Here is a 22,695-nt window from a genome sequence, read left to right on the forward strand (position 1 = left end):
CAGGGGAACTTCAAATGAATCGAATCGGACTAATCGCGATCAGCGCCTTGATGGCGTTGCTCGTCTCCATGTCGATGCTGTTCGTGGTCGATCAGCGCAACTTCGCCGTCGTCTACTCGCTCGGCGAGATCAAGGAAGTCATCGCCGAGCCGGGACTGAAGTTCAAGCTGCCGCCGCCCCTGCAGAACGTGATCTTCATCGACCGCCGCACGCAGACGCTCGACAGCCCGGAAACGCGCCCGGTGTTCACCGCCGAGAAGCAGAGCCTGGTGATCGACTGGCTGGTCAAGTGGCGCATCACCGAGCCGCGCCAGTTCATCCGCAATACCGGCGTCGATCTGCGCAATGCCGAGGCGCGCCTGTCGCCCATCGTTCAGGCGGCGCTGAACGAGGAAGTCACCAAGCGCACCGTGCGGGCGATGCTCTCCACGGAGCGTGACAAGGTGATGCAGGGTGTGATGCAGCGCCTCAGCGACGATGCCAAGAACTTCGGCATCGAGATCGTCGATGTTCGCATCAAGCGGGTCGATTTCGCTGTCACGATCACGGAGTCGGTCTATCGCCGCATGGAGTCGGAGCGCAAGCGTGTTGCCAATGAACTGCGTTCCGAAGGCTCGGCGGATGGTGAAAAGATCCGCGCCGATGCGGATCGGCAGCGCGAGGTGATCCTGGCAGACGCTTACCGTGAAGCCCAGAAGGTCAAGGGCGAGGGCGATGCCAAGGCTTCGGCCATCTATGCCGAGGCGTTTGGCCGTGATCCCCAGTTCGCCAGTTTCTACCGCAGCCTGGAAGCCTACCGTTCGAGTTTCCGCAGCAAGAGCGACGTGCTTGTGCTCGACCCGTCGAGCGAGTTCTTCCGTGTGATGCGCAACGGCGGTGTGGGTGGCAAGTAAGTGACGCTGGACACGCTGCTGTCGGCCCTGGCGCTGGTGCTGGTGATCGAGGGGCTGATGCCGCTGTTCGGTCCTCGGCGGTGGCGCAGCGTCTTCGAGCAGGTTCTGGCGCTCGGGGACGGACAGATCCGGTTCATCGGTCTGATCAGTGTCCTGACCGGACTTCTGTTGCTGCTGCTCTTCAGTTGAGCGCCCTGTGGTCGGTTCCTGCCGGCCATCCTGCCTGTTGTCATCATGCCGACTTGGAGCAGGCCCGCAGCGGCTTCTTGCGTCGTGGCGGGCAGTGAAGCCGGTGTCCCCCGGGTAGAATCGTCGTTTTGATTTCCTGCACCGTTATGTCTTCTGCTTGGCTGTTGCCCGAGCACATTGCCGATGTGTTGCCTCACGAGGCTCGGCGAATCGAGGAGTTGCGGCGCATCCTGCTGGATGCCGCCCGTGGCTATGGCTATGAGCTGGTCATGCCGCCGCTGCTGGAGCATCTGGAGTCGCTGCTGAGCGGCACCGGCCGTGCGCTGGACCTGCGGACCTTCAAGCTGGTCGACCAGCTCAGCGGCCGCACGCTGGGTGTGCGCGCCGACACCACCCCCCAGGTGGCGCGCATTGATGCCCATCTGCTGAACCGTGCCGGACTGACCCGCCTGTGCTACTGCGGCCCTGTGCTGCACACGCTGCCGGCAGGCCCGGACAGCACGCGCGAGCCCCTGCAGTTCGGGGCCGAGATCTACGGACATGCCGGGCTCGAAGCCGATCTGGAGGTGCACGAGCTCGCGCTCGAGTGCCTGGGCCGTGCACGGGTCGAGTCGCTGGTGATGGATCTGGCGGATGCGCGCTTCGTTCAGGGTGCGCTGGTGGGCGTGACACTGTCGCCTGTCCAGGGCGATGCGCTGCGTGCCGCGCTGGCGTCCAAGGACCAGGCCGAACTGGAGGCGCTGACCGCCGATCTGCCTGCGATGAACCGCGAGGCACTGCGTCTGCTGCCGGCCTTGTTTGGTGGCGACGAGGTGCTGGAGATCGCCCGGGCGCGGTTGCCGAACAACACGCTGATCACCGCGGCGCTGGACGATGTGCAGTGGCTCGCCACGCACCTGCGCAGGGATTACCCGTCGTTGCGCCTGGGTTTCGATCTGGCTGATCTGTCTGGCTATGCCTATTACAGTGGTACCCGGTTCGCGATCTACAGCGCTGGCGGCACCGATGCACTGGTGCGTGGCGGGCGCTATGACAATGTCGGAGCCGTCTTCGGACGCCGGCGCGCGGCGGTGGGCTTCAGTCTTGACCTGAAGTCGGTCGTGGAGCATGTCCGTTTCGACGGACGCCGTGCCGCCATCCGTGCGCCCTGGAGCGAAGACACGGCGCTCCGTGCTGCCGTGCGCCGCCTGCGCGAAATGGGCGAGGCGGTGGTTTGTGTGTTGCCCGGGCATGAGCACGAGGCAGACGAGTTCGAGTGCGACCGGGAACTGGTCGCCGTCAACGGGCAGTGGGTGATCTGTGCGCGCTGAGCGCCACCGCCGCTGACCGGACCTTTCCTTTCGATCGGATACTTGAGATGGATACACGCAGTGCTGCGTCTGCAGAAGTTCGTGGACGCAATGTCGTCGTTGTCGGAACGCAATGGGGTGATGAGGGCAAGGGCAAGGTCGTCGACTGGCTGACCGACCACGCCGCTGGTGTGGTGCGCTTCCAGGGTGGCCACAATGCTGGTCACACGCTGGTGATCAATGGCGTGAAGACTGCCCTGCAACTGATCCCCTCGGGCATCATGCGCGCTGGCGTGGCCTGCTACATCGGCAACGGTGTCGTGGTCGATCCGGCCCACCTGCTGCTGGAGATCGGCCGCCTGGAAGCGGCCGGCCTGGATGTGCGCTCGCGCCTGTTCATCAGCGAGTCCTGCCCGCTGATCCTGCCCTTCCATGTCGAAGTGGACAAGGCACGCGAAGCGCTGCGCGAGACCAGTGGCGCCGGCAAGATCGGCACGACCGGGAAGGGCATCGGCCCCGCGTACGAGGACAAGGTCGCTCGCCGTGCGCTGCGCGTCCAGGATCTGAAGCACCCCGAGCGCTTCGCCAGGAAGCTGCGCGAACTGCTGGCCCTGCACAACTTCGCGCTCGAAGGCTATCTGAACAGCGCTGCGCTGGAATTCCAGCCCATCTTCGAGCACGCCATGCAGATGGCCGAGCAGCTCAAGCCGATGATGGCGGACGTCGGTGTGCGCATCGATGCAGCCAACCGTGCGGGCGGCAGCATCCTGTTCGAGGGCGCGCAGGGTACGCTGCTCGACATCGACCACGGCACCTATCCGTTCGTCACGTCGAGCAACTGCGTGGCGGGCAACGCGGCGGCCGGCTCGGGCGTCGGCCCGCAACTGCTGCATTACATGCTCGGCATCACCAAGGCCTACACCACGCGGGTCGGCTCCGGTCCGTTCCCGACCGAGCTGCCGATGGACGAGCCGGGCACCGTGGGTCATCACCTGTCCACGGTCGGCCAGGAGCGTGGCACCGTCACCGGGCGGGCGCGTCGCTGCGGCTGGCTGGATGGCGCGGCGCTCAAGCGCGCGATGCTGATCAACGGCATCACCGGCCTGTGCCTGACCAAGCTGGACGTGCTGGACGGACTGACCGAGATCCGCATGTGTGTCGGCTATGAACTGCACGGGGAGCGTGTGGACATCCTGCCGCTCGATGCCGACGAGATCGTCAACTGCAAGCCGATCTACGAAGTGTTCCCGGGCTGGACGGAAACGACCTTCGGCGTGACGACGTGGGAAGGTCTGCCGCTGAATGCGCAGCGCTATCTGGAGCGTGTACAGGAATTCATCGCGACGCCGATCGCCATGGTGTCGACTGGGCCTGACCGCGACCACACCATCCTGCTGCGCCATCCCTACAAGGACTGAATGTCCGCCCCGTTCAAGCAAGGATTCAGCATGCTCACCGATGACGGCAAACACCTCTATGTCTCCTGGGACGAATACCACCTGCTGATCGAGAAACTTGCGATCAAGGTGCACCAGTCCGGCTGGGAGTTCGACCAGATTCTCTGTCTGGCGCGCGGCGGCCTGCGCCCTGGCGATGTGATGTCGCGGGTATTCGACAAGCCGCTGGCCATCATGGCGACCAGTTCCTACCGCGCCGAGAGCGGCACGATCCAGGGTCGACTGGACATGGCGAAGTACATCACCATGCCCAAGGGCGAGCTGGCCGGCCGGGTGCTGCTGGTGGATGACCTCGCCGATTCCGGGGTTACGCTGCAGGCGGTGGTGGAGCGACTGCGCGGCATGCCTTCGATCCGCGAATTGCGTTCGGCCGTGCTGTGGGTGAAGGGCGTGTCCTGTTATACCCCCGACTATTTTGTCGAGGCGCTGCCCACGAGTCCGTGGATTCACCAGCCGTTCGAAGAATATGACGCGATGCGCCCGGATGCGCTGACCCGCAAGCTGTCAGTCTGAACGACTGGCCTGCAAAAAACCCGCTGCCTTGCTGGGCCAGCGGGTTTTTTGCTTGTTTGTTTGTGGCTTGTGAATGGACATAAAAAAGCCAGCTCGAAAGCTGGCTTTTCATGTTGGTGCCCAGGAGAGGACTCGAACCTCCACGGAGTTACCCGCTAGTACCTGAAACTAGTGCGTCTACCAATTCCGCCACCTGGGCATTGAAATCCTGAATACGAACACAGACCTGGATTTCATCAGTCTGTGCAAGTCAAACGGCAAGATTCAAGACATGCTGAATCTCATTGGTGCCCAGAAGAGGACTCGAACCTCCACGGAGTTACCCGCTAGTACCTGAAACTAGTGCGTCTACCAATTCCGCCATCTGGGCATTGAAATCCTGAATACGAACACAGACTTGGATTTCATCAGTCTGTGCAAGTGGCAAGATTCAGAGTATGCTGAATCTCATTGGTGCCCAGAAGAGGACTCGAACCTCCACGGAGTTACCCGCTAGTACCTGAAACTAGTGCGTCTACCAATTCCGCCATCTGGGCATTCTTTGCTGGAAGAAATTTTGTCCCAACCAGCGCAGAATGCTAGTGTAGCATGACTTAAAAGCAGGATGCAAGGAGTCTCGTTGAACAACGGTAATTCATTGAATGAAGTCGTCGGCACGGTGCAGGGTCACCGTGACGGACATGGCTTCGTCGTGCTCGACAGCGGTGAGGCAGACATCTATCTGGCACCGCAGGAAATGCGGGCAGTTCTCCACCATGACCGGGTGCGCGTGCGTGTGATGCGCCAGGACCGCAAGGGGCGCCCGGAAGGCCGCGTACTGGACATTCTGGAGCGCCGCAAGGCGCCGATCATCGGTCGGCTGCTGCTCGAGAACGGTGTCTGGGTCGTGGCACCCGAGGACAAGCGCTACGGACAGGACATCCTGATTCCGAAGAACGCGACCGCCAATGCAGAAGCCGGGCAGGTGGTTGCGGTCGAACTGACCGAGCCGCCTTCACTGCACTCGCAGCCGGTCGGACGGATCACCGAGGTGCTGGGGGACATCGACGACCCCGGCATGGAGATCGAGATTGCGGTGCGCAAGTACGAAGTACCGCACCAGTTCTCTCCTGCGACACTGGCGCAGACCGGCAAGCTGCCCGACAAGGTCCGCGCCGCCGACATGAAGCACCGCGTCGACCTGACGGACGTGCCGCTGGTGACGATCGACGGCGAGGATGCGCGCGACTTCGACGACGCGGTCTACTGCGAGCCGGCCAAGGTCGGGCGCAAGAAGGGCTGGCGCCTGCTGGTGGCGATCGCCGACGTGAGCCACTACGTCAAGCCGGGCGACCCGCTGGATGACGACGCCTACGAGCGCGCGACCTCGGTCTACTTCCCGCGGCGTGTCATTCCGATGCTGCCGGAAAAGCTGTCCAACGGCCTGTGCTCCCTCAATCCGGACCAGAACCGGCTCTCGATGGTCTGCGACATGCTCGTGGACGCCGAAGGCGAGGTGTCTGCCTACCAGTTCTACCCGGCGGTGATCTGCTCGCATGCCCGGCTGACCTATACCGAGGTGGCGGCCGTGCTGTCGAACACCCGTGGAGCCGAGGCCCAGCGCCAGGTCCATCTGGTGCCGCATCTGCTGCATCTGCACGAGGTCTACCGCCTGCTGCTGAAACAGCGCACGACACGCGGTGCGATCGATTTCGAGACCACCGAAACGCAGATCGTCTGCGACGAGAACGGGCGCATCGACAAGATCATCCCGCGGGTGCGCACTGAAGCGCACCGCCTGATCGAGGAGGCGATGCTCGCAGCCAATGTCTGTGCCGCCGACTTCATCCAGGCGGGCAAGCACCCGTCGCTGTACCGGGTGCATGAAGGTCCGACCCCGGAGAAGCGCCTGGCTCTGCAGAACTACCTGCGCAGCCTCGGCCTGAACCTCACGGTCAGCGACGAGCCGACGCCCGGCGAGTTGCAGGCACTCGCGCAGCTGACCCGGGACCGCCCGGACGCCACGCAGATCCACTCCATGCTGCTGCGCTCCATGCAGCAGGCGATCTACACGCCCTTCAACAATGGCCACTTCGGCCTGTCCTACAGCGCGTACACCCACTTCACCAGCCCGATCCGCCGTTACCCGGACCTGCTGGTGCACCGGGTCATCAAGGGGCTGCTGGCCGGCAAGAAGTACGGCCTGGTGGTGCGGGCGGCCGTCCCTGGTGCGGCAGTGCCGGCACGTCGTCGGCAGCCGGCCAAGGTCGAGGGGCCTGCGCCCCGCATGGAGGGCATCGCACCCCGTGACCTCGAGGTCTGGGAGGTTGCCGGTGCCCATTGCAGTGCGAACGAGCGCCGAGCGGACGAGGCCTCGCGGGACGTCGAGGCCTGGCTGAAGTGCAAGTTCATGCGCGACCGGCTGGGCGAGGAGTACGGCGGCACGATCAGCTCGGTCACCAGCTTCGGTCTGTTCGTGCAGCTCGACGAGTTGTACGTCGAGGGTCTGGTCCACATCACCGAACTGGGTGGCGAGTATTTCCGCTACGACGACGTGCGCCACGAACTGCGCGGCGAGCGCACCGGGGTGCGCTATGCCGTGGGTGGGCGCATCCGGGTGCAGGTCAGCCGGGTCGATCTCGACGGACGCCGCATCGATTTCCGGATGGTGCGCGATCCGCTGACGCCCGCGGCGGTGCCGAAGCCGGCCCGCGAGCGGCACGCCACGGCGCAGGACGAGCTGGCCTCGATCCAGGAAGCGGACCGTGCCGTGCGCCGCTCGTCGCGCAAGACGGCTGCACGCAAGTCCGGCCCGCATGCCGGCAAGACCGCAGGCAAGAGCGCCGGCAAGGTCGCAGGAAAAGCCGCCGGGAAGGCGGCGGGGAAATCGTCCGGCAAGCCGGCGGCCCGTCCGGCATCGCTGCCGGTCGATCCGCCGATGGAAGCGGCCGCCACGACGCCAGCCGTCGAGGGCCGCCGGCGCCGCAGCAAGCGTTGAGGCGGTCGGTCAGGGCCTGGACGGAATCAGCTGGCTGGCGACTAGCACGTCGCCAGCCGGGCTGAGCTGTTCGGCGCGCAGGCCATGCTGGTACACGGCGTGGCAGGCGGCCAGTCCCGCCTCCGGCCACACCTGCGATGCGCTCTTGCTGGCGCGTGCGCCGGCCAGTTGGCTCCACAGTCCGGCGATCCAGCCGGCCAGCACGTCGCCGCTGCCGGGCGTGGCAAGCGCAGCATTCCCGCTGGTGTTGATCCACGGGATGTCGTCCGGTGACGCGACCAGGCTGCCGGAGCCCTTGAGCACCACGACGGCGCCTGTGCGTGCCGCCAGCGTCCGGATCGCGACCAGGCGATCGGACTGGACCTCGGCCGCGCTGCATCCCAGCAGGCGCGCCGCTTCCAGCGGGTGCGGCGTCAGCACGGTTGGCAAGCCGTTGTCGCGTCGATCGCGCAAGGCTTCACCAAGGCGGGGATCTTCGGCCAGCGCGTTCAGTGCGTCGGCGTCCAGCACCAGTCTGGCTGCATGGTGCAGCGTGTCGGGCAGGTGTTCGCGGATCGCCTGCCCGCCACCGCAGCCGGCCACCACAGTGGCGTTCTGCAGGCGCGCGGCGGTCGGTGCATCGGCCAGCATCAGCTCCGGGTGCAGCGGGTCGAGCCGATGCGCGTCGGGGTCGAGCAGGTGGACGTAGACGCGGCCAGCGCCGACACACAGCGCCGTGCGGGCGGCCAGCAGGGCGGCACCGGTCATCGACCGTCCGCCGCCCAGCGCCCAGACATCGCCAAAGCTGCCCTTGTGCTGGGCGTGGAGGCGTGCCGGCCAGACGGACTCGGCCCAGACCGGGCTGTGTAGCCAGGCGGCCGGTAGGGGCGTGCCGGCATGCGTCAGCGTGGCGCCCAGATCGTCCCACCAGATCTCGCCGGCGTGGTCGCGCCCGCGGGCGGTGAACAGGCCGGGTGCCAGGGTCAGAAGGGCGAGCGTCCAGCGGGCCTGGACACAGGGCGCGCCCACCTCCAGCGCACCCGTGTCGCCGGGCAATCCGGAAGGCAGGTCCACGGCCAGCACGGGTGCGGCGTGTCCGCGCAGCAGGCGGATCGCTTCGGCCAGTTCGCCGCTGGCGGGTCGCGTCAGGCCGCGGCCCAGCAGGGCGTCGATGACCAGCTCGGAGCGGGACCACTCGGCAGCGTCCAGTCCGGCCACGATGCGCACACCCGCTGCCTGCGCCTGCTGGCGTGACGCGGCGGCATCCGGTGGCCAGTCGGTGTCCCGGCCGAAGGTGTGCACGACGACGTTCCGACCGGCCCGGTGCAGATGCAGGGCGGCTTCGTAACCGTCGCCGCCGTTGTTGCCATGGCCTGCCAGCACATCGATGCGGCGGGCGTCGGGCACGAGCGCCATGGCCAGTTGCGCGACGGCCCGGCCGGCGCGCTGCATCAGCGTGTGGGGCGGCAAGTCCTGGGCGGACAGGGCATCGATCGCGCGGGACGCGGCGCTGTCGTGGGTGGGCCAGGGGCCGGCGGCTGTCCGGAGCAGTGTCGAGAGCTGGACGGGAGGCGGGCGGTTCATGCGCTGGGTACTGGCTGTGATTCGGCCCACGCTTCGGGCGTGAGCACGGCGACCCCCAGTGGCTGCGCCCGCCGTGCCAGCCGGCGCAGCGCGTGGTCGCGCGTGACGAGCCACGGCGTGCGCCGGGCCACGGCCAGGTCGATGAAACACTGGTCGTCCGGATCCGTGCAGCGCAGGCGTTCCCCGTGCGGCAGCGGACCGGGTGGCGACACGGGCTGCGACCACGCCTGCACGGCGGCCATGGCCGGGGCATGGCGGGCGGACCAGCGCAGCAGCGTCGGCAGGTACAGCAGGCGCCCCAGCACATCGACCAGTTCCTCCTGCATCGCCGGGCTGACGATCCAGCGGACCCGGCCTTCGGTGACGGCCTCGCCGATGGCGAGGCCGCTGGCGTGTTCGAACACCAGCCAGTCGAGCACCACGTTGGTGTCGAGAATGATGTCCGGGGTCATCGGGTGCGTCCGGGTTGCAGGGTGGCTTCGACTTCCAGCGCCGCGCCGAGCAGTGCTTCGTCGCGTCCGCCGGTGGTCCAGAGCATCAGGCCGACCGGTGCGTTGCCGTGCAGGTGGCAGGGCAGGCTGATGGCGCAGCCGTCCAGCTGGTTGACGATCGACGGATTGCGCAGCAGCAGGGCGTTGACCCGGAAGAAGGCCTCGTCGTCGGCGATGAGCGGTGCCAGCAGGGGGGCGATCACCGGCACGGTCGGGCTCAGCACGCAATCGACGGCACCGAGGTCCACGGCCATGCGCTCGATCCAGCGCGCGCGCAGTCGATGCAGTTCCGCGATGGCTGCTGGCGTGATGGCTGCGCCGCGCCGGATGCGTGCCGCGACCCGCGGATCGTAGCGATCGCCATCACGGGCTAGCAGTTCGCGGTGCCAGGCCCAGCTCTCTGCAGCGGGCAGTCCGCCGTCCTGCAGCAGGGCGGGCAGGTCGTCCAGCGCGGGCAGGGCGAGTCGGGTGATCCGTGCGCCGGCGCGGCCCAGGTCGGCCAGGCTGCGCTCGAAGGCGCGCTGAACCTCCGGGTCCATGCCATCCAGCAGCGGCTCGACCACGCCGAACTGCCAGTCTGCCAGTGAACGGCGGACGGGCGTGCAGCGTCGAGCGGAGAGGACCTCGTGCACCAGGATGGCATCGCCCACGCTGCGGGTGATGGCGCAGGTGGTGTCCAGGCTGGGCGACAGCGGGATGCCTCCGTCGTTGGGCGTGCGGGACTGGGTGTTCTTGAAGCCGACCAGCCCCTGCAGGGCAGCCGGAATGCGGATGGAGCCACCGGTGTCGGTGCCCAGCGCGGCCCACGCGGCGCCAGTGGCCACCGACACGGCGCCGCCCGAGGTGGATCCGCCTGGAATGCGGGGCGCCAGGCCCAGTGCGGCGGTCACCGGATTGACGGGCGTGCCCTGGTGGGGATTGATGCCGATGCCCGAGAAGGCGAACTCCGTCATCTGCGTGCGGCCGATCAGGGCGGCGCCAGCAGCGCGCAGGCGTGCCACGGCGAGGGCGTCCGTGGTCGCGGCGGGGCGGTCCGCCAGCACGATGGAGCCTGCCGTGGTGGTCTGCCCGGCCACGTCGAACAGGTCCTTGATGCTGACGGCCCGACCGTCCAGCGGACCGGTCGCTGCGCCACGCTGGCGGCGCTGGTCGGACGCATCGGCTGCGGCGCGTGCGCCGTCGCAGTCGACGTGCACGAAGGCCGATGCTGCTTCGCCGAGGGCGATGTCCAGCGAGATGTCGAAGGTTTCGCGGGCCGCATGGGCCGGGGAGATGGGGGCGGCGCGTGGCCGAACTGGATCGATGGGATTCAAGGCTGCTACAATCTCGGGGTTTTTCCGATGCCGTTTCCACAGCGGCGAGCTGTCCGGCGCATGGTGTGCTCGACAGACCCGGTGCACGGGACGGAAAAATCAATCCCGAATCCGACTGGCTGAAGGTGTTGCGCCGAGTGCGGTGTTGACTGTGCACTGCGTGCAATTCGAGTCGGATTCTAGATCCAACCTTTGGAATTTCTGGAGTTAGTCATGTCCTTCACGATGCGTGAAATGCTGGAAGCCGGCGTCCACTTCGGTCACCAGACCCGTTTCTGGAACCCCAAGATGGCCCCGTACATCTTCGGTCACCGCAACAAGATCCACATCATCAACCTGGAAAAGACGGTCCCGCTGTTCCAGGAAGCCACCAAGTTTGCCCGTTCGCTGGCTGCCAAGCGTGGCACCGTGCTGTTCGTCGGCACCAAGCGCCAGGCCCGTGACATCGTGGCCGAAGAAGCGCAGCGCGCCGGCATGCCCTACGTCGACCAGCGCTGGCTCGGCGGCATGCTGACCAACTTCAAGACGGTCAAGGGTTCGCTCAAGAAGCTCAAGGACATGCAGGCCCAGGTGGAAGCCGGCCTCGAGTCGATGAGCAAGAAGGAAGGCCTGCTGTTCCAGCGCGAGCTGGCCAAGCTGGAAAAGGACATCGGCGGCATCCAGGACATGGCCGTGCTGCCGGACGCGATGTTCGTCATCGACGTCGGTTTCCACAAGATCGCGATCGCTGAAGCCCAGAAGCTCGGCATCCCCATCATCGGTGTGGTCGATACCAACCACAACCCGGTCGGCATCGACTACGTCATCCCCGGCAACGACGACTCGGCCAAGGCCGTGGCGCTGTACGCCCGCGTGATGGCCGACGCCGTCCTCGAAGGCAAGGCCCAGTCGCTGAACGAAGTGGTCGAAGCCGTCGCTGCGCCGAGCTCGGACGAATACGTCGAAGAGAACGGCGCCGCCTGAGCCCCTTCCGGTTCGATGTGCAAGGGGCTGATTCAGCCCCTTTTTTTCAAGATTTGACGATGTCCGGGCAGAAATCCGGACCTGAGGAGTACTGACATGGCTGCTATTACCGCCAAGATGGTCGGCGACCTGCGCGCCAAGACCGACGCGCCGATGATGGAGTGCAAGAAGGCACTGACCGAAGCCGACGGCGACATGGTGCGTGCGGAAGAAATCCTGCGCGTCAAGCTCGGCAACAAGGCTGGCAAGGCCGCTTCCCGCGTGACGGCCGAAGGCGTCATCGCCGCGTCCGTGTCGGGCAGCACCGGTGCGCTGGTCGAAGTCAACTGCGAGACCGACTTCGTCTCGAAGAACGACAGCTTCCTGTCGTTCGTGCAGTCGTGTGCCGATCTGATCGTCGCGCACAACCCGGCCGACGTGGCCGCGCTGTCGGCGCTGCCGCTGGTGATGGGCGATTTCGGCCCGACCGTCGAGGACGTCCGCAAGGGCCTGATCGGCAAGATCGGCGAGAACATGTCGATCCGCCGCTTCAAGCGCTATGCCGACGGTGGCCAGCTGGCCCACTACCTGCACGGCGTGCGCATCGGCGTGATGGTCGAGTACAACGGCGACGCCGTGGCGGCCAAGGATGCAGCGATGCACATCGCCGCCATGAAGCCGGTGGCGCTGTCGTCGGCCGATGTGCCGGCTGCGCTGATCGAGGTCGAGCGCCGCGTGGCGACCGAAAAGGCGGCCGAATCGGGCAAGCCGGCCGACATCGTCGTCAAGATGGTCGAAGGCTCGGTGCAGAAGTACCTCAAGGAGGTCTCGCTGCTCGACCAAGTGTTCGTGAAGGCTGCGGACGGCAAGCAGACCGTCGGCCAGTACTTCAAGGCCACCGGCACCACCCCGATCGGCTTCACGATGTTCGTCGTCGGCGAAGGCATCGAGAAGAAGCAGGACGACTTCGCTGCCGAAGTGGCTGCGCAGGTGGCCGCGGCCAAGGGTCTGTGACCTTCCTGCTCTAAACTCGCGATCGCCATTTTTCTGTTTCGAGGTCACTGCATGCCCGCTTACAAACGCATCCTTCTCAAGTTGTCTGGTGAAGCCCTGATGGGCGACGATGCCTATGGCATCAACCGCGCCACCATCGTGCGCATGGTGCGCGAGGTGCAGGAAGTCACCCAGCTGGGATGCGAAGTGGCGGTGGTGATCGGCGGCGGAAACATCTTTCGCGGTGTGGCGGGCGGTGCGGTCGGCATGGACCGCGCCACCGCCGACTACATGGGCATGCTGGCGACTGTGATGAACGCGCTGGCCCTGTCCGACACGATGCGCCAGGAAGGCATGACCGCGCGTGTCATGTCCGCCCTGAGCATCGACCAGGTCGTCGAACCGTATGTGCGTCCCAAGGCGCTGCAGTACCTGGAAGAGGGCAAGGTCGTCATCTTCGCGGGTGGCACCGGCAATCCCTTCTTCACGACCGACACCGCGGCTGCGCTGCGGGGCGCCGAGATCGGTGCCCAGATCGTGCTGAAGGCGACCAAGGTGGACGGCGTCTACACGGCCGACCCCAAGAAGGACCCGACGGCCACCCGCTACGCGACCCTGACCTTCGACGAGGCCATCGGTCGCAACCTGGCGGTGCTGGATGCGACGGCGTTTGCGCTGTGCCGTGACCAGAACCTGCCGATCAAGGTATTCTCGATCTTCAAGCCGGGCGCCCTCAAGCGCGTCGTCATGGGTGAAGACGAGGGAACGCTAGTCCACGTCTGACGGCGTCCGGGACCCAGCAGGAGCACCACGATGAGCATTGCCGACATCAAGAAAAACGCCGAAGCCAAGATGGCCAAGTCCATCGAGTCCTTCAAGAACGAACTGCAGAAGATCCGCACCGGCCGCGCCCACCCGGGCATCCTGGACCAGGTGCAGGTCGAGTACTACGGCTCGATGCTGCCGATCAGCCAGGTGGCCAACGTGTCGCTGATCGACGCGCGCACCATCAGCGTGCAGCCGTGGGAAAAGAGCATGGCCAAGCCGATCGAGAAGGCCATCCGCGAGTCGGATCTGGGCCTGAATCCGTCGTCGCTGGGCGAACTCATCCGCGTGCCGATGCCCGCACTCACCGAAGAGCGCCGCCGCGACCTGACCAAGGTCGTGCGCAATGCCGGTGAAGATGCCCGCATCGCCGTGCGCAACCTGCGCCGCGACGGCAATGACCAGGCCAAGCGCCTGCTCAAGGACAAGCTCATCTCGGAAGACGAGGAGCGCCGCTCGATCGACGACGTGCAGAAACTCACCGACCGCGTGATCTCCGAGATCGACCGTCTGGTGGCGGCCAAGGAAGCCGAGGTCCTGGCTGTCTGAGCCAGGCCGCGTCTGCATGCACCTCTCGATCGACATCTCCGCACACGAGGCCTGTTGCCGTGGCTGACAACGCGAAACGCATTCCCCGCCACGTCGCTGTCGTGATGGATGGCAACGGCCGCTGGGCCAACAAGCGCCTGATGCCGCGCATCGTCGGCCACAAGTACGGTGTGGATGCGCTCATCGGCTGCATCAACACCTGTGCCGACCGTGGCATCGAGTACCTGACGGTCTTCGCGTTCTCGTCCGAGAACTGGAAGCGCCCCGAGGACGAGGTCTCCGGTCTGATGAACCTGGTGCTGACGGCGGTGGCGAAGTACCTGGCCCGCCTGTCGGACATCGGCGTGCGCATCCAGATCATCGGTGACCGCGCGGCGGTGTCCGAGAAGGTGCGCGCAGCCTGGGAGCACGCCGAACGGGTGACTGCCGGCAACAAGCGCATCACGCTGTCGGTCGCCTTCAACTACGGCGGCCGCTGGGACATCGTGCAGGCCTGCCAGCGGGCGGTGGCCGATGGCGCGCGCGCCGAGCAGATCGACGAGGCACTGCTGTCGAAGTACATGGCGCTGGCCTATGCGCCGGATCCGGACCTGTTCATCCGCACGGGGGGCGAGGTCCGCATCTCCAACTTCCTGCTCTGGCAGGTGGCGTACTCGGAGCTGTACTTCACCGACTGCCTGTGGCCCGACTTCGACGCGGCCGAGATCGACAAGGCCCTGGCCGACTACGCCGCCCGCGATCGCCGCTACGGTGGCGTGAAAACCGACATCTCGGCCAGCGGGCAGAAGATCACCCTGGCGCCCGACGCCTGACCTCTCCGCTCCCATGCTCAAACAGCGCATCATCACCGCAGTCCTCATGCTGCTGGTGCTACTTCCGGCGCTGTTCGCGCAGGCCGTCTGGCCGTTTGCCCTGCTGACGCTGGTGATGATCGCCGCGGCCGGCTGGGAATGGGCCCGGCTGAATGGCTTCCCCGGTGTCTCCGCGCTGCTCACGGGCGGTGTCGTGGCCGCAGGCTCGGCGCTGCTCTGGCAGGCCGGGTGGATCGGCCACACGCCGGGCATGCTGTGGGTGCTGGCGATGCTGGTCTGGGTGCTGGGCGGTGCGCTGGTGCTCGGGCGTGGCGTCGAGGCCTGGCAGCATGTGCCCCGCGCGCTTCGCCTGCTGGGCGGCGTGCTGCTGCTCTGGCTGGCCTGGCTGGCCATCGCGGAGGGCAAGGCGCGCGGCCTGAACTTCCTGCTCTCGGTGTTCTGTCTGGTCTGGATGGCCGACATCGCCGCCTACTTCAGCGGTCGTGCCTTCGGCCGCCGCAAGCTGGCCCCGGTGATCAGCCCCGGCAAGAGCTGGGAGGGTGTCTACGGCGGCATGGCCGGTGTCCTGCTGCTGGCGCTGGCCTGGATCGCTTTTGATCAACGCGGACTTGCCGACAGTGCGAGTCTTTACACGCTGCTGCTGCAACGCTGGGGCTGGGCCGGTCTGCTGGCGTCCTGCCTGTTCCTGTCGAGTCTGAGTGTCGTCGGCGATCTCTTCGAGTCGCTGGTGAAGCGCAGTGCCGGCGCCAAGGACAGCAGCGCCTTGCTGCCCGGCCACGGCGGCGTGCTGGACCGCATCGACGCGCTCCTGCCCGTGTGTCCGCTGGCACTAGCCCTGGTACTTTCATGACCTTTCCTGCTTCCGCTGCCTCCGTGGCATCCGCCTCTTCCGGCACGCCGCGCCAGCGCGTGACGGTGCTCGGTTCGACCGGCTCCATCGGCACCAGCACGCTGGACGTGCTCTCGCGCCACCCCGATCGCTACGAGGTGTTCGCGCTCAGCGCGCACAGCCGCGTCGAGGAACTGGCCGAGCAGTGCCGCGTCTGGCGCCCGCGTTTCGCGGTGCTGCCGACCGCCGAACTCGGCTGTGCGCTGGTCGATCGCCTGCGCACGCTCGGCGTGTCGACCGAGGTGCTGGTCGGCCCGGCTGCACTGGAAGAGGTCGCTGCCCATCCGGACGTGGACAGCGTGATGGCTGCCATCGTCGGCGCTGCCGGCTTGCCGCCGTGTCTGGCGGCGGCCCGTGCCGGCAAGCGCCTGCTGCTGGCGAACAAGGAAGCGCTCGTCGTCGGCGGCGAGTTGTTCATGCGCGCCGTGCGCGAGGGCGGGGCGCAGCTGCTGCCGATCGACAGCGAGCACTCCGCGATCTTCCAGTGCCTGCCCGAAGACCGCGGCACCTGGGCACAGCGCATCGACCACATCGTGCTGACGGCGTCCGGCGGCCCGTTCCGCGACCGCGACCCGAAGACCCTGCGCGACGTGACGCCGGACCAGGCCTGCGCGCACCCGAACTGGGTCATGGGCCGCAAGATTTCGGTCGATTCGGCCACGATGATGAACAAGGCGCTCGAAGTCATCGAGGCGCGCTGGCTGTTTGACCTGACCCCGCGCCAGGTGAAGGTGGTGATCCACCCTCAGAGCATCATCCATTCGATGGTGGTCTGCCGCGACGCCTCGGTGCTGGCGCAGCTCGGCACACCCGACATGCGCGTGCCGATCGCCTATGGGCTGTCCTGGCCGGCGCGGATCGAGTCCGGCGCGTCGCAGCTCGATTTCCTGACGCTCAAGCCGCTGACCTTCGAGCCCGCGGACGCCGAGCGCTTCCCCGGTCTGCAACTGGCCTGGGCCGCGCTGGAGGGTACGCCCGGCAGCACCGCCGTGCTGAACGCGGCCAACGAGATCGCCGTCGAGGCCTTTCTGGACCGGCGCCTGCGCTTCGACCAGATCCACGCCGTCAATGCCGAGACGCTGGCGCGCATCGCTGTTCCGGCGGATGCGACGGCGTCGGTGGCGGGTCTGCTCGATCTGGATGCCTCGGCCCGCCGTCTGGCCGCTGAACTTGTCGGGCGCCACGGCGTCTGACCCGGCATGAACACGCTGCTGGCTTTTCTCGTCACCCTCGGGGTGCTGATCGTCGTGCACGAGTGGGGCCACTTCCGGGTGGCGCGCGCGTGCGGGGTCAAGGTGCTGAAGTTCTCGATCGGGTTCGGCCCGACGCTCTGGAAGCGGCAGATCGGCGAGACCGAATGGGCCATCAGCGCGCTGCCGCTGGGTGGGTTCGTGCGCATGCTCGACGAGCGCGAGGGACCGGTGGCACCGGAGGAGGTGCATCGCGCGTTCAACCGCAAGACCTTGCTGCAGCGCTCGGCCGTGGTCGCCGCGGGGCCGGTGGCGAATCTGGTGCTCGCGGTGCTGCTCTACGCCGCGTCGTCCTGGATCGGCACGCAGGAACCGCGGGCCGTGATCGGCTCGCCCGCCGCGGGCAGTCTGGCTGCGCATGCCGGGCTGCAGGCGGGCGAGTGGGTGCGGCGCTGGTCGCCTGCAGACGCCGAGCAGTGGCAGGACGTGGCCTCGCTGACCGATCTGCGCTGGCAGCTCACGCGCGCCGCGCTCGACGACCACGATCTGCGGCTGGAGGTGACCAGCAGCGGGGGCAGTGGCCGTCGCGAGGTGGTGCTGCCGCTGTCGAGCCTGGAGGCCAGTGAAGCCGATGCGGAGCTGGTGCGTCGCATCGGGCTGGTGTCGGCCTATTCGGAGCCCGTGCTGGGCGACATCAAGCCGGGTGGCCCGGCCGAACGCGCTGGTCTGCAGGCCGGTGACCGGGTGCTGCGGGTCGATGGGCGCGACGTGGTCGATGCGACGAGCCTGCGTGCGCGGATCCGTGCTTCGGGTGCCCAGGGCGAGCCGGTGCCGCAGTCCTGGCTGATCGAGCGCGCCGGGCGATCGATGGTCATCGAGATCCGGCCCGTGCGTGTCGAGGACCAGGGTGTGCAGATCGGCCGCATCGAGGCCGTTGTCGGCAGCCGGCCACAAACGGACCTCGTCACGTTGGGATTCGCTGAAGGCCTGCAGCAGGGGGCGGTGCGGACCTGGGACATGTCGATGATGTCGCTGCGCATGTTCGGCCGCATGCTGATCGGTGAAGCATCGCTCAAGAATCTCAGCGGGCCGCTCACGATCGCCGACTATGCCGGGCAGTCCGCGGAACTCGGGCTGGCCTACTACCTCGGCTTCCTCGCCGTCGTCAGTGTCAGTCTGGGCGTCCTGAACCTGCTCCCGCTGCCCATGCTCGATGGTGGGCACCTCCTGTATTATCTGATCGAGGGTGCCATCGGTCGGCCGATCTCCGACCTCTGGACCGCCAGATTGCAACGTGGCGGTTTCATGGTGATCCTGCTCATGATGTCGCTCGCCCTCTACAACGATGTGGCCCGTTACCTGGGCCTGCACTGACCGCATGCGCGTACCCGCCTACCACTTCGCTCTCTCTTCCCGTGCCTGTGCCGTTGCGGTGCTGGTGGCGTCCGCGGCTCTGCCCGCTCTGGCTGTACAGCCTTTCGTGATCAAGGACATCCGTGTCGAGGGTCTGCAGCGGACCGAGGCCGGCACCGTGTTCGCCGCCCTGCCGTTCCGCGTGGGCGACACGTACAGCGACGAGAAGGGCGCTGCCGCCCTGCGCGCGCTGTTCGCCACCGGTCTGTTCAAGGACGTGCGCATCGAGGTCGAGTCGCAGGTCGCGGTCGTGGTCGTCGAGGAGCGCGCGGTCATCGCCAGCGTCGACTTCACCGGCACCAAGGAGTTCGACCGCGAGACGCTGATCAAGGCGCTCAAGGACATCGGCGTCGGCGAAGGCCAGCCCTTCGACAAGGCCCTGGCCGACCGCGCCGAGCAGGAACTCAAGCGCCAGTACCTGACCCGCAGCCTCTATGGCGCCGAGGTGGTCACGACCATCACGCCGGTGGACCGCAACCGCGTCAACGTCACGTTCGCCGTGAGCGAAGGCGGTGTGGCGCGCATCCGCGACATCCACATCACCGGCAACGAGGCGTTCTCCGAGGGCACGCTGCTCGGTCAGCTCGACCTGACCACGGGCGGCATGATGACCTGGTACACCAAGAGTGACCGCTACGCCCGCACCAAGCTCAACGCCGACCAGGAAACGCTGCGCGCGTGGTACCTGAACCGCGGCTACCTCGAATTCAACGTCGAGTCGACGCAGGTGGCGATCTCGCCGGACAAGCAGGACATCTCGATCACCATCAACATCAAGGAAGGCCAGCGCTACACCGTCACCGGCGTCAAGCTCACGGGTGATTTCCTGGGCAAGGAAGAAGAGTTCAAGCAACTGGTGAAGATCCGTCCCGGCGAGCCCTACCGTGCCGAAGACGTGGCCAACACCCAGAAGGCCTTCACCGATCGCTTCGGCCTGTTCGGCTACGCCTTCGCCAAGGTGGAACTGGTGCCGCAGATCGACCGCAACACGGGCCGGGTGCAGATCGCGCTCAATGCCGATCCGGGCCGGCGTGTCTATGTGCGCCGCATCAACGTGTCGGGCAATACCCGCACCCGCGATGAAGTCATCCGCCGTGAACTGCGCCAGTTCGAATCCGCCTGGTACGACGGCCAGCGCATCAAGCTGTCGCGGGACCGGGTCGACCGCCTGGGCTACTTCAGCGAGGTCGACGTCGACACCAACGAAGTGCCCGGCACCTTCGACCAGGTGGACCTGACGATCAACGTCAAGGAAAAGCCCACGGGCAGCCTGATGGTCGGTGCGAATTTCTCCAGCGCGGACAAGTTCTCCTTCACCGGATCGATCAAGCAGGACAACGTGTTCGGCTCCGGCAACTACCTGGGCATCGAGGTCAACACCAGCAAGTCGGCCCGCACGCTGGTGCTGTCGAGCGTCGATCCCTATTTCACCCGCGACGGCATCTCGCGCTCGCTGGATGTCTACTACCGCACCAACAAGCCGCTCAACAGCCAGGGCGAGGCCTACGAACTGGTCACTCCGGGTGCCGGCATCCGTTTCGGCGTGCCGTTCTCGGACTACGACACCGTCTACTTCGGGGCTGGTGTCGAACGCACCAGCATCCGGTCGGCCACCGCGCTGCCGGAAAACTTCTACCGCTACCGCGCCACCTACGGGCAGTCGAGCACGTCGTTCCCGCTCACGCTTGGCTGGCAGCGCGATGGCCGTGACAGTGCCCTGGTGCCGACCGACGGGCGTTACCAGCGGATCAATCTGGAATGGGGCGCCTTTGGCGACACCCGCTACCTGCGCAGCAACTACCAGCTGCAGCAGTACTTCCCGATCAGCAAGAAACTGACGCTTGGCCTGAACGCCGAAATCGGTCACGGCATGGGCCTTGGCGGCCGGGCGTTTCCGATCTTCAAGAACTTCTACGGCGGCGGTCTGGGCACGGTCCGGGCGTTCGACCAGAACTCGATGGGCCCGGTGGACGTGACCGGTGCCTACATCGGTGGCACCAAGCGCATCAACCTCAACAGCGAACTCTATTTCCCGTTCCCGGGCACCGGCAACGACCGGACGCTGCGCTTCTTCGGCTACTTCGATGCGGGCAATGTCTGGGGCGACAACGAGACTCCGACCCTCGCCTCGTTCCGCACGTCGGCCGGTCTGGGCCTGTCCTGGATCTCGCCGGTCGGCCCGCTCAAACTCAGCTGGGGCCAACCCATCCGCAAGTTTGCTCAGGATAGAATCCAACGCTTCCAGTTCCAGATCGGTACCGCATTCTGATGATGACTTCCTTCATACGTCCGTTGACCGCCAGGACCCTGCTCGCCCTCGCCACCAGCGTGGTTGCTGCAACTGCGCTGCTGGCCGCCCCGGCAGTCTCGGCGCAGGAGTTCAAGATCGGCTATGTCAACAGCGACCGCATGCTGCGCGATGCCGCCCCTGCCAAGGCCGCGCAGGCCAAGCTGGAAGTGGAATTCGGCAAGCGCGAGAAAGAACTCAACGACGCTGCGGCCCGCCTGAAGACGGCCGCCGACAAGTTCGAGAAGGACCAGGTGACGCTGGCCGAGTCCGAGCGTGGTCGCCGCCAGCGCGATCTGGTCGAGCAGGAGCGTGACCTGCAGCGCAAGCGCCGCGAGTTCCAGGAAGACCTGAACCAGCGCAAGAATGAAGAGCTGTCGGCTGTCGTGGAGCGTGCCAACCGCGTCATCAAGCAGATCTTCGACGCAGAAAAGTACGACCTGATCCTGCAGGATCCGGTGGTCTTCGCCGGTCCGCGCGTGGACATCACCGACAAGGTGATCAAGGCGCTCAACGCCGCTCCCGCGCCGACCAAGTGAGCCCCGTCTTCTCCGTGCGTCTGCACGAGCTGCAGGCGGCGCTCGGGGGAGATCTGGTCTCGAACGACGGCGCCGACGCACTCGGCGAGCGCCTGATCCGGCGCATCGGTCCGCTCGACAGCGCGGATGGCACGACGATCAGCTTCCTGTCGAATCCCCGCTACCGCGCGCAACTGCAGGACACGGCCGCTGGCTGCGTCATCGTGGCGCCTGCGGTGCAGGACGGTGTCCGCGCCGGCTGTGTCGCGCTGGTCACCCCCGATCCGTACCTCTACTTTGCCCGCCTGACCCAGTGGTGGGCCGCTCGCACGCGCGCGGTCGCGCCGGTGGGCGTGCATCCCAGCGCCGTGGTGGCACCGGATGTGGTCCTCGGGGAGGGCGTTTCCATCGGGTCGCTGGCGGTGGTGGAGTCTGGTGCGGTGATCGGTCACCACGCCGTGGTCGGCGCCCATGCGTTCGTGGGCGCCGGTGTCGTCATCGGCGAGGGCAGTCGGCTGGCACCCCGCGTGACGCTGATGCCAGGCACACGCCTCGGTGCGCGCTGCCTGCTGCACAGCGGCGTCGTCATCGGTGCCGACGGGTTCGGCTTCGCCCCCACCCAGGGCCGCTGGGAAAAGATCGAGCAGCTCGGCGGCGTACAGATCGGCGACGACGTGGAGATCGGCGCGAACACCTGCATCGACCGCGGCGCCCTCGACGACACCGTCATCGGTGCGGGGGTCAAGCTCGACAACCTGATCCAGATCGGCCACAACGTGCAGATCGGTGACCACAGCGCGATGGCCGGCTGCGTCGGCATTGCGGGCAGCGCGCGCATCGGCAGCGGCTGCACGGTGGGCGGTGGCGCGATCGTGCTGGGCCACCTGGCACTGGCCGATGGCGTGCACATCTCCGCCGCCAGCGTCGTGATGCGCTCGATTTCCAAGCCCGGGCAGTACAGCGGGGTCTTCCCGCTCGACGACAACGCCTCGTGGGAGAAGAATGCCGCCACGCTGCGGCAACTGCACACCTTGCGCGACCGCCTGCGCGCCCTCGAAAAGAAGATGACACCATGACCACGACGCCGAACCTGCCCGCCGACACGACCGAGACGCCCGCTCCGGTCCTGCTCAAGATGGACATCCACCAGATCCTCAAGAAGCTGCCGCACCGCTACCCGATCCTGCTGGTCGACCGCGTGCTGGAGATCGAACTGGGCAAGCGCATCAAGGCGCTGAAGAACGTGTCGATCAACGAGCCGATCTTCCTGGGCCACTTCCCGCACCGCCCGGTGATGCCGGGCGTGATGATCCTGGAGGCGCTGGCGCAGGCATCGGCGCTGCTGTCCTTCGCGACCATGGGCGAGGACCCGGGCGAGGACACGGTGGTGTATTTCGCGGGCATCGACGGCGCGCGCTTCAAGCGGCCGGTCGAGCCGGGTGACCAGCTCATCCTCGAATCCACGCTGGAGCGCGCCAAGGGCGGCATCTTCAAGTACAAGGCCCGCGCCACGGTCAACGGCGAACTCGCCACCGAGGCCGAGCTGATGTGCACGATGCGCAAGATCGTCTCCTGAGTCGGGCGAACGGCGC

21 protein-coding genes and 3 tRNA genes are annotated in these 22,695 nt (G+C 66.6%); 18 read left to right on the top strand and 6 right to left on the bottom strand.

The window, feature by feature from the left end; translation table 11 throughout:
* Positions 1 to 14 precede the first annotated feature (14 nt).
* The 5 genes from hflC to BDD16_RS17140 all read left to right on the top strand — a co-directional run bounded on the left by hflC (position 15) and on the right by BDD16_RS17140 (position 4,341).
* On the top strand, positions 15 to 893 hold the full coding sequence (gene hflC / locus BDD16_RS17120) for a protease modulator HflC (RefSeq protein WP_179635055.1): 879 nt from the start codon (positions 15 to 17) through the stop codon (positions 891 to 893).
* A complete protein-coding gene (locus tag BDD16_RS17125; RefSeq protein WP_310732777.1) occupies positions 894 to 1,082 on the top strand; it encodes a DUF2065 domain-containing protein in 189 nt (62 codons plus the stop codon).
* A 146-nt stretch (positions 1,083 to 1,228) separates the two neighbouring features.
* Positions 1,229 to 2,392 carry an ATP phosphoribosyltransferase regulatory subunit gene (locus BDD16_RS17130; protein WP_179635056.1) on the top strand — a complete coding sequence of 388 codons (1,164 nt, stop codon included), beginning with the start codon at positions 1,229 to 1,231 and terminating at the stop codon, positions 2,390 to 2,392.
* Positions 2,393 to 2,439: 47 nt separating this feature from the next.
* On the top strand, positions 2,440 to 3,789 hold the full coding sequence (locus BDD16_RS17135; RefSeq protein ID WP_179635057.1) for an adenylosuccinate synthase: 1,350 nt from the start codon (positions 2,440 to 2,442) through the stop codon (positions 3,787 to 3,789).
* Between the two features lie 30 nt (positions 3,790 to 3,819).
* Positions 3,820 to 4,341, top strand: coding sequence for a phosphoribosyltransferase (locus tag BDD16_RS17140; RefSeq protein WP_179636212.1), 522 nt, complete (start codon positions 3,820 to 3,822; stop codon positions 4,339 to 4,341).
* A 114-nt stretch (positions 4,342 to 4,455) separates the two neighbouring features.
* Here the strand turns inward: BDD16_RS17140 and BDD16_RS17145 are convergent.
* From BDD16_RS17145 to BDD16_RS17155, 3 genes are all read right to left on the bottom strand, one after another.
* Positions 4,456 to 4,540, bottom strand: a tRNA-Leu gene (locus tag BDD16_RS17145).
* 86 nt (positions 4,541 to 4,626) lie between these two features.
* Positions 4,627 to 4,711: transfer RNA gene (locus BDD16_RS17150), tRNA-Leu, on the bottom strand.
* 81 nt (positions 4,712 to 4,792) lie between these two features.
* A tRNA-Leu gene (locus BDD16_RS17155) sits at positions 4,793 to 4,877 on the bottom strand.
* Between the two features lie 68 nt (positions 4,878 to 4,945).
* On the opposite strand from BDD16_RS17155, the gene rnr reads away from it, so the two are divergent.
* Entirely contained in the window at positions 4,946 to 7,318 is a 2,373-nt protein-coding gene (gene rnr / locus BDD16_RS17160; RefSeq protein WP_179635058.1) for a ribonuclease R, read from the top strand.
* Positions 7,319 to 7,327: 9 nt separating this feature from the next.
* Here rnr and BDD16_RS17165 read toward each other — a convergent pair whose 3' ends face one another.
* From BDD16_RS17165 to BDD16_RS17175, 3 genes are read right to left on the bottom strand one after another with little or no spacing between them, the layout of a single operon-like run.
* Positions 7,328 to 8,881: an NAD(P)H-hydrate dehydratase gene (locus tag BDD16_RS17165; RefSeq protein ID WP_179635059.1), complete on the bottom strand. Its 1,554-nt coding sequence runs from the start codon at positions 8,879 to 8,881 to the stop codon at positions 7,328 to 7,330.
* Positions 8,878 to 9,333 carry a PIN domain-containing protein gene (locus BDD16_RS17170; protein WP_179635060.1) on the bottom strand — a complete coding sequence of 152 codons (456 nt, stop codon included), beginning with the start codon at positions 9,331 to 9,333 and terminating at the stop codon, positions 8,878 to 8,880. The genes BDD16_RS17165 and BDD16_RS17170 overlap by 4 nt, the downstream gene beginning before the upstream one ends.
* Complete coding sequence (locus BDD16_RS17175) at positions 9,330 to 10,685, bottom strand: amidase (protein ID WP_246332584.1); 1,356 nt, start codon at positions 10,683 to 10,685, stop codon at positions 9,330 to 9,332. Before BDD16_RS17175 ends, BDD16_RS17170 begins: the two co-directional genes overlap by 4 nt.
* A 213-nt stretch (positions 10,686 to 10,898) precedes the next feature.
* On the opposite strand from BDD16_RS17175, the gene rpsB reads away from it, so the two are divergent.
* The 12 genes from rpsB to fabZ all read left to right on the top strand — a co-directional run bounded on the left by rpsB (position 10,899) and on the right by fabZ (position 22,679).
* Positions 10,899 to 11,648 (top strand): 30S ribosomal protein S2, encoded by a 750-nt coding sequence (gene rpsB, locus BDD16_RS17180; protein WP_179635061.1) that lies wholly within the window; start codon positions 10,899 to 10,901, stop codon positions 11,646 to 11,648.
* A gap of 96 nt (positions 11,649 to 11,744) precedes the next feature.
* Complete coding sequence (gene tsf, locus BDD16_RS17185) at positions 11,745 to 12,641, top strand: translation elongation factor Ts (protein WP_179635062.1); 897 nt, start codon at positions 11,745 to 11,747, stop codon at positions 12,639 to 12,641.
* A gap of 51 nt (positions 12,642 to 12,692) precedes the next feature.
* Positions 12,693 to 13,403: a UMP kinase gene (gene pyrH / locus BDD16_RS17190; RefSeq protein ID WP_179635063.1), complete on the top strand. Its 711-nt coding sequence runs from the start codon at positions 12,693 to 12,695 to the stop codon at positions 13,401 to 13,403.
* Between the two features lie 30 nt (positions 13,404 to 13,433).
* Complete coding sequence (frr, locus tag BDD16_RS17195) at positions 13,434 to 13,994, top strand: ribosome recycling factor (protein WP_179635064.1); 561 nt, start codon at positions 13,434 to 13,436, stop codon at positions 13,992 to 13,994.
* Between the two features lie 59 nt (positions 13,995 to 14,053).
* Positions 14,054 to 14,806 (top strand): polyprenyl diphosphate synthase, encoded by a 753-nt coding sequence (gene uppS / locus BDD16_RS17200; protein WP_375139081.1) that lies wholly within the window; start codon positions 14,054 to 14,056, stop codon positions 14,804 to 14,806.
* Positions 14,807 to 14,819: 13 nt separating this feature from the next.
* Complete coding sequence (locus BDD16_RS17205; RefSeq protein ID WP_179635065.1) at positions 14,820 to 15,656, top strand: phosphatidate cytidylyltransferase; 837 nt, start codon at positions 14,820 to 14,822, stop codon at positions 15,654 to 15,656.
* Positions 15,653 to 16,888: a 1-deoxy-D-xylulose-5-phosphate reductoisomerase gene (gene ispC, locus BDD16_RS17210; protein ID WP_179635066.1), complete on the top strand. Its 1,236-nt coding sequence runs from the start codon at positions 15,653 to 15,655 to the stop codon at positions 16,886 to 16,888. Before BDD16_RS17205 ends, ispC begins: the two co-directional genes overlap by 4 nt.
* A 6-nt stretch (positions 16,889 to 16,894) precedes the next feature.
* Positions 16,895 to 18,259 (top strand): RIP metalloprotease RseP, encoded by a 1,365-nt coding sequence (rseP, locus tag BDD16_RS17215; RefSeq protein WP_179635067.1) that lies wholly within the window; start codon positions 16,895 to 16,897, stop codon positions 18,257 to 18,259.
* A 4-nt stretch (positions 18,260 to 18,263) separates the two neighbouring features.
* The gene (bamA, locus tag BDD16_RS17220) at positions 18,264 to 20,567 is read left to right on the top strand and encodes an outer membrane protein assembly factor BamA (protein WP_179635068.1); all 2,304 of its coding nucleotides are present in this window, start codon (positions 18,264 to 18,266) and stop codon (positions 20,565 to 20,567) included.
* Positions 20,568 to 20,569: 2 nt separating this feature from the next.
* The gene (locus BDD16_RS17225; protein WP_179635069.1) at positions 20,570 to 21,124 is read left to right on the top strand and encodes an OmpH/Skp family outer membrane protein; all 555 of its coding nucleotides are present in this window, start codon (positions 20,570 to 20,572) and stop codon (positions 21,122 to 21,124) included.
* Positions 21,121 to 22,179 carry a UDP-3-O-(3-hydroxymyristoyl)glucosamine N-acyltransferase gene (gene lpxD / locus BDD16_RS17230; RefSeq protein WP_179635070.1) on the top strand — a complete coding sequence of 353 codons (1,059 nt, stop codon included), beginning with the start codon at positions 21,121 to 21,123 and terminating at the stop codon, positions 22,177 to 22,179. Before BDD16_RS17225 ends, lpxD begins: the two co-directional genes overlap by 4 nt.
* A gap of 59 nt (positions 22,180 to 22,238) precedes the next feature.
* Complete coding sequence (fabZ, locus tag BDD16_RS17235) at positions 22,239 to 22,679, top strand: 3-hydroxyacyl-ACP dehydratase FabZ (RefSeq protein ID WP_179636215.1); 441 nt, start codon at positions 22,239 to 22,241, stop codon at positions 22,677 to 22,679.
* The last annotated feature ends 16 nt before the right edge of the window (positions 22,680 to 22,695 follow it).

Origin of the sequence: Sphaerotilus montanus (assembly GCF_013410775.1) — a bacterium.
In the GTDB taxonomy this organism is placed as follows: domain Bacteria; phylum Pseudomonadota; class Gammaproteobacteria; order Burkholderiales; family Burkholderiaceae_C; genus Sphaerotilus; species Sphaerotilus montanus.

Bases quoted from the DNA above. Each gene is read 5' to 3' on its own strand.
- hflC (WP_179635055.1), top strand. From the start codon at position 15: ATGAATCGAATCGGACTAATCGCGATCAGCGCCTTGATGGCGTTGCTC.
- BDD16_RS17130 (WP_179635056.1), top strand. From the start codon at position 1,229: ATGTCTTCTGCTTGGCTGTTGCCCGAGCACATTGCCGATGTGTTGCCT.
- BDD16_RS17135 (WP_179635057.1), top strand. From the start codon at position 2,440: ATGGATACACGCAGTGCTGCGTCTGCAGAAGTTCGTGGACGCAATGTC.
- BDD16_RS17140 (WP_179636212.1), top strand. From the start codon at position 3,820: ATGCTCACCGATGACGGCAAACACCTCTATGTCTCCTGGGACGAATAC.
- rnr (WP_179635058.1), top strand. From the start codon at position 4,946: ATGCAAGGAGTCTCGTTGAACAACGGTAATTCATTGAATGAAGTCGTC.
- BDD16_RS17165 (WP_179635059.1), bottom strand. From the start codon at position 8,881: ATGAACCGCCCGCCTCCCGTCCAGCTCTCGACACTGCTCCGGACAGCC.
- BDD16_RS17170 (WP_179635060.1), bottom strand. From the start codon at position 9,333: ATGACCCCGGACATCATTCTCGACACCAACGTGGTGCTCGACTGGCTG.
- rpsB (WP_179635061.1), top strand. From the start codon at position 10,899: ATGTCCTTCACGATGCGTGAAATGCTGGAAGCCGGCGTCCACTTCGGT.
- tsf (WP_179635062.1), top strand. From the start codon at position 11,745: ATGGCTGCTATTACCGCCAAGATGGTCGGCGACCTGCGCGCCAAGACC.
- pyrH (WP_179635063.1), top strand. From the start codon at position 12,693: ATGCCCGCTTACAAACGCATCCTTCTCAAGTTGTCTGGTGAAGCCCTG.
- frr (WP_179635064.1), top strand. From the start codon at position 13,434: ATGAGCATTGCCGACATCAAGAAAAACGCCGAAGCCAAGATGGCCAAG.
- BDD16_RS17205 (WP_179635065.1), top strand. From the start codon at position 14,820: ATGCTCAAACAGCGCATCATCACCGCAGTCCTCATGCTGCTGGTGCTA.
- ispC (WP_179635066.1), top strand. From the start codon at position 15,653: ATGACCTTTCCTGCTTCCGCTGCCTCCGTGGCATCCGCCTCTTCCGGC.
- rseP (WP_179635067.1), top strand. From the start codon at position 16,895: ATGAACACGCTGCTGGCTTTTCTCGTCACCCTCGGGGTGCTGATCGTC.
- bamA (WP_179635068.1), top strand. From the start codon at position 18,264: ATGCGCGTACCCGCCTACCACTTCGCTCTCTCTTCCCGTGCCTGTGCC.
- BDD16_RS17225 (WP_179635069.1), top strand. From the start codon at position 20,570: ATGACTTCCTTCATACGTCCGTTGACCGCCAGGACCCTGCTCGCCCTC.
- fabZ (WP_179636215.1), top strand. From the start codon at position 22,239: ATGGACATCCACCAGATCCTCAAGAAGCTGCCGCACCGCTACCCGATC.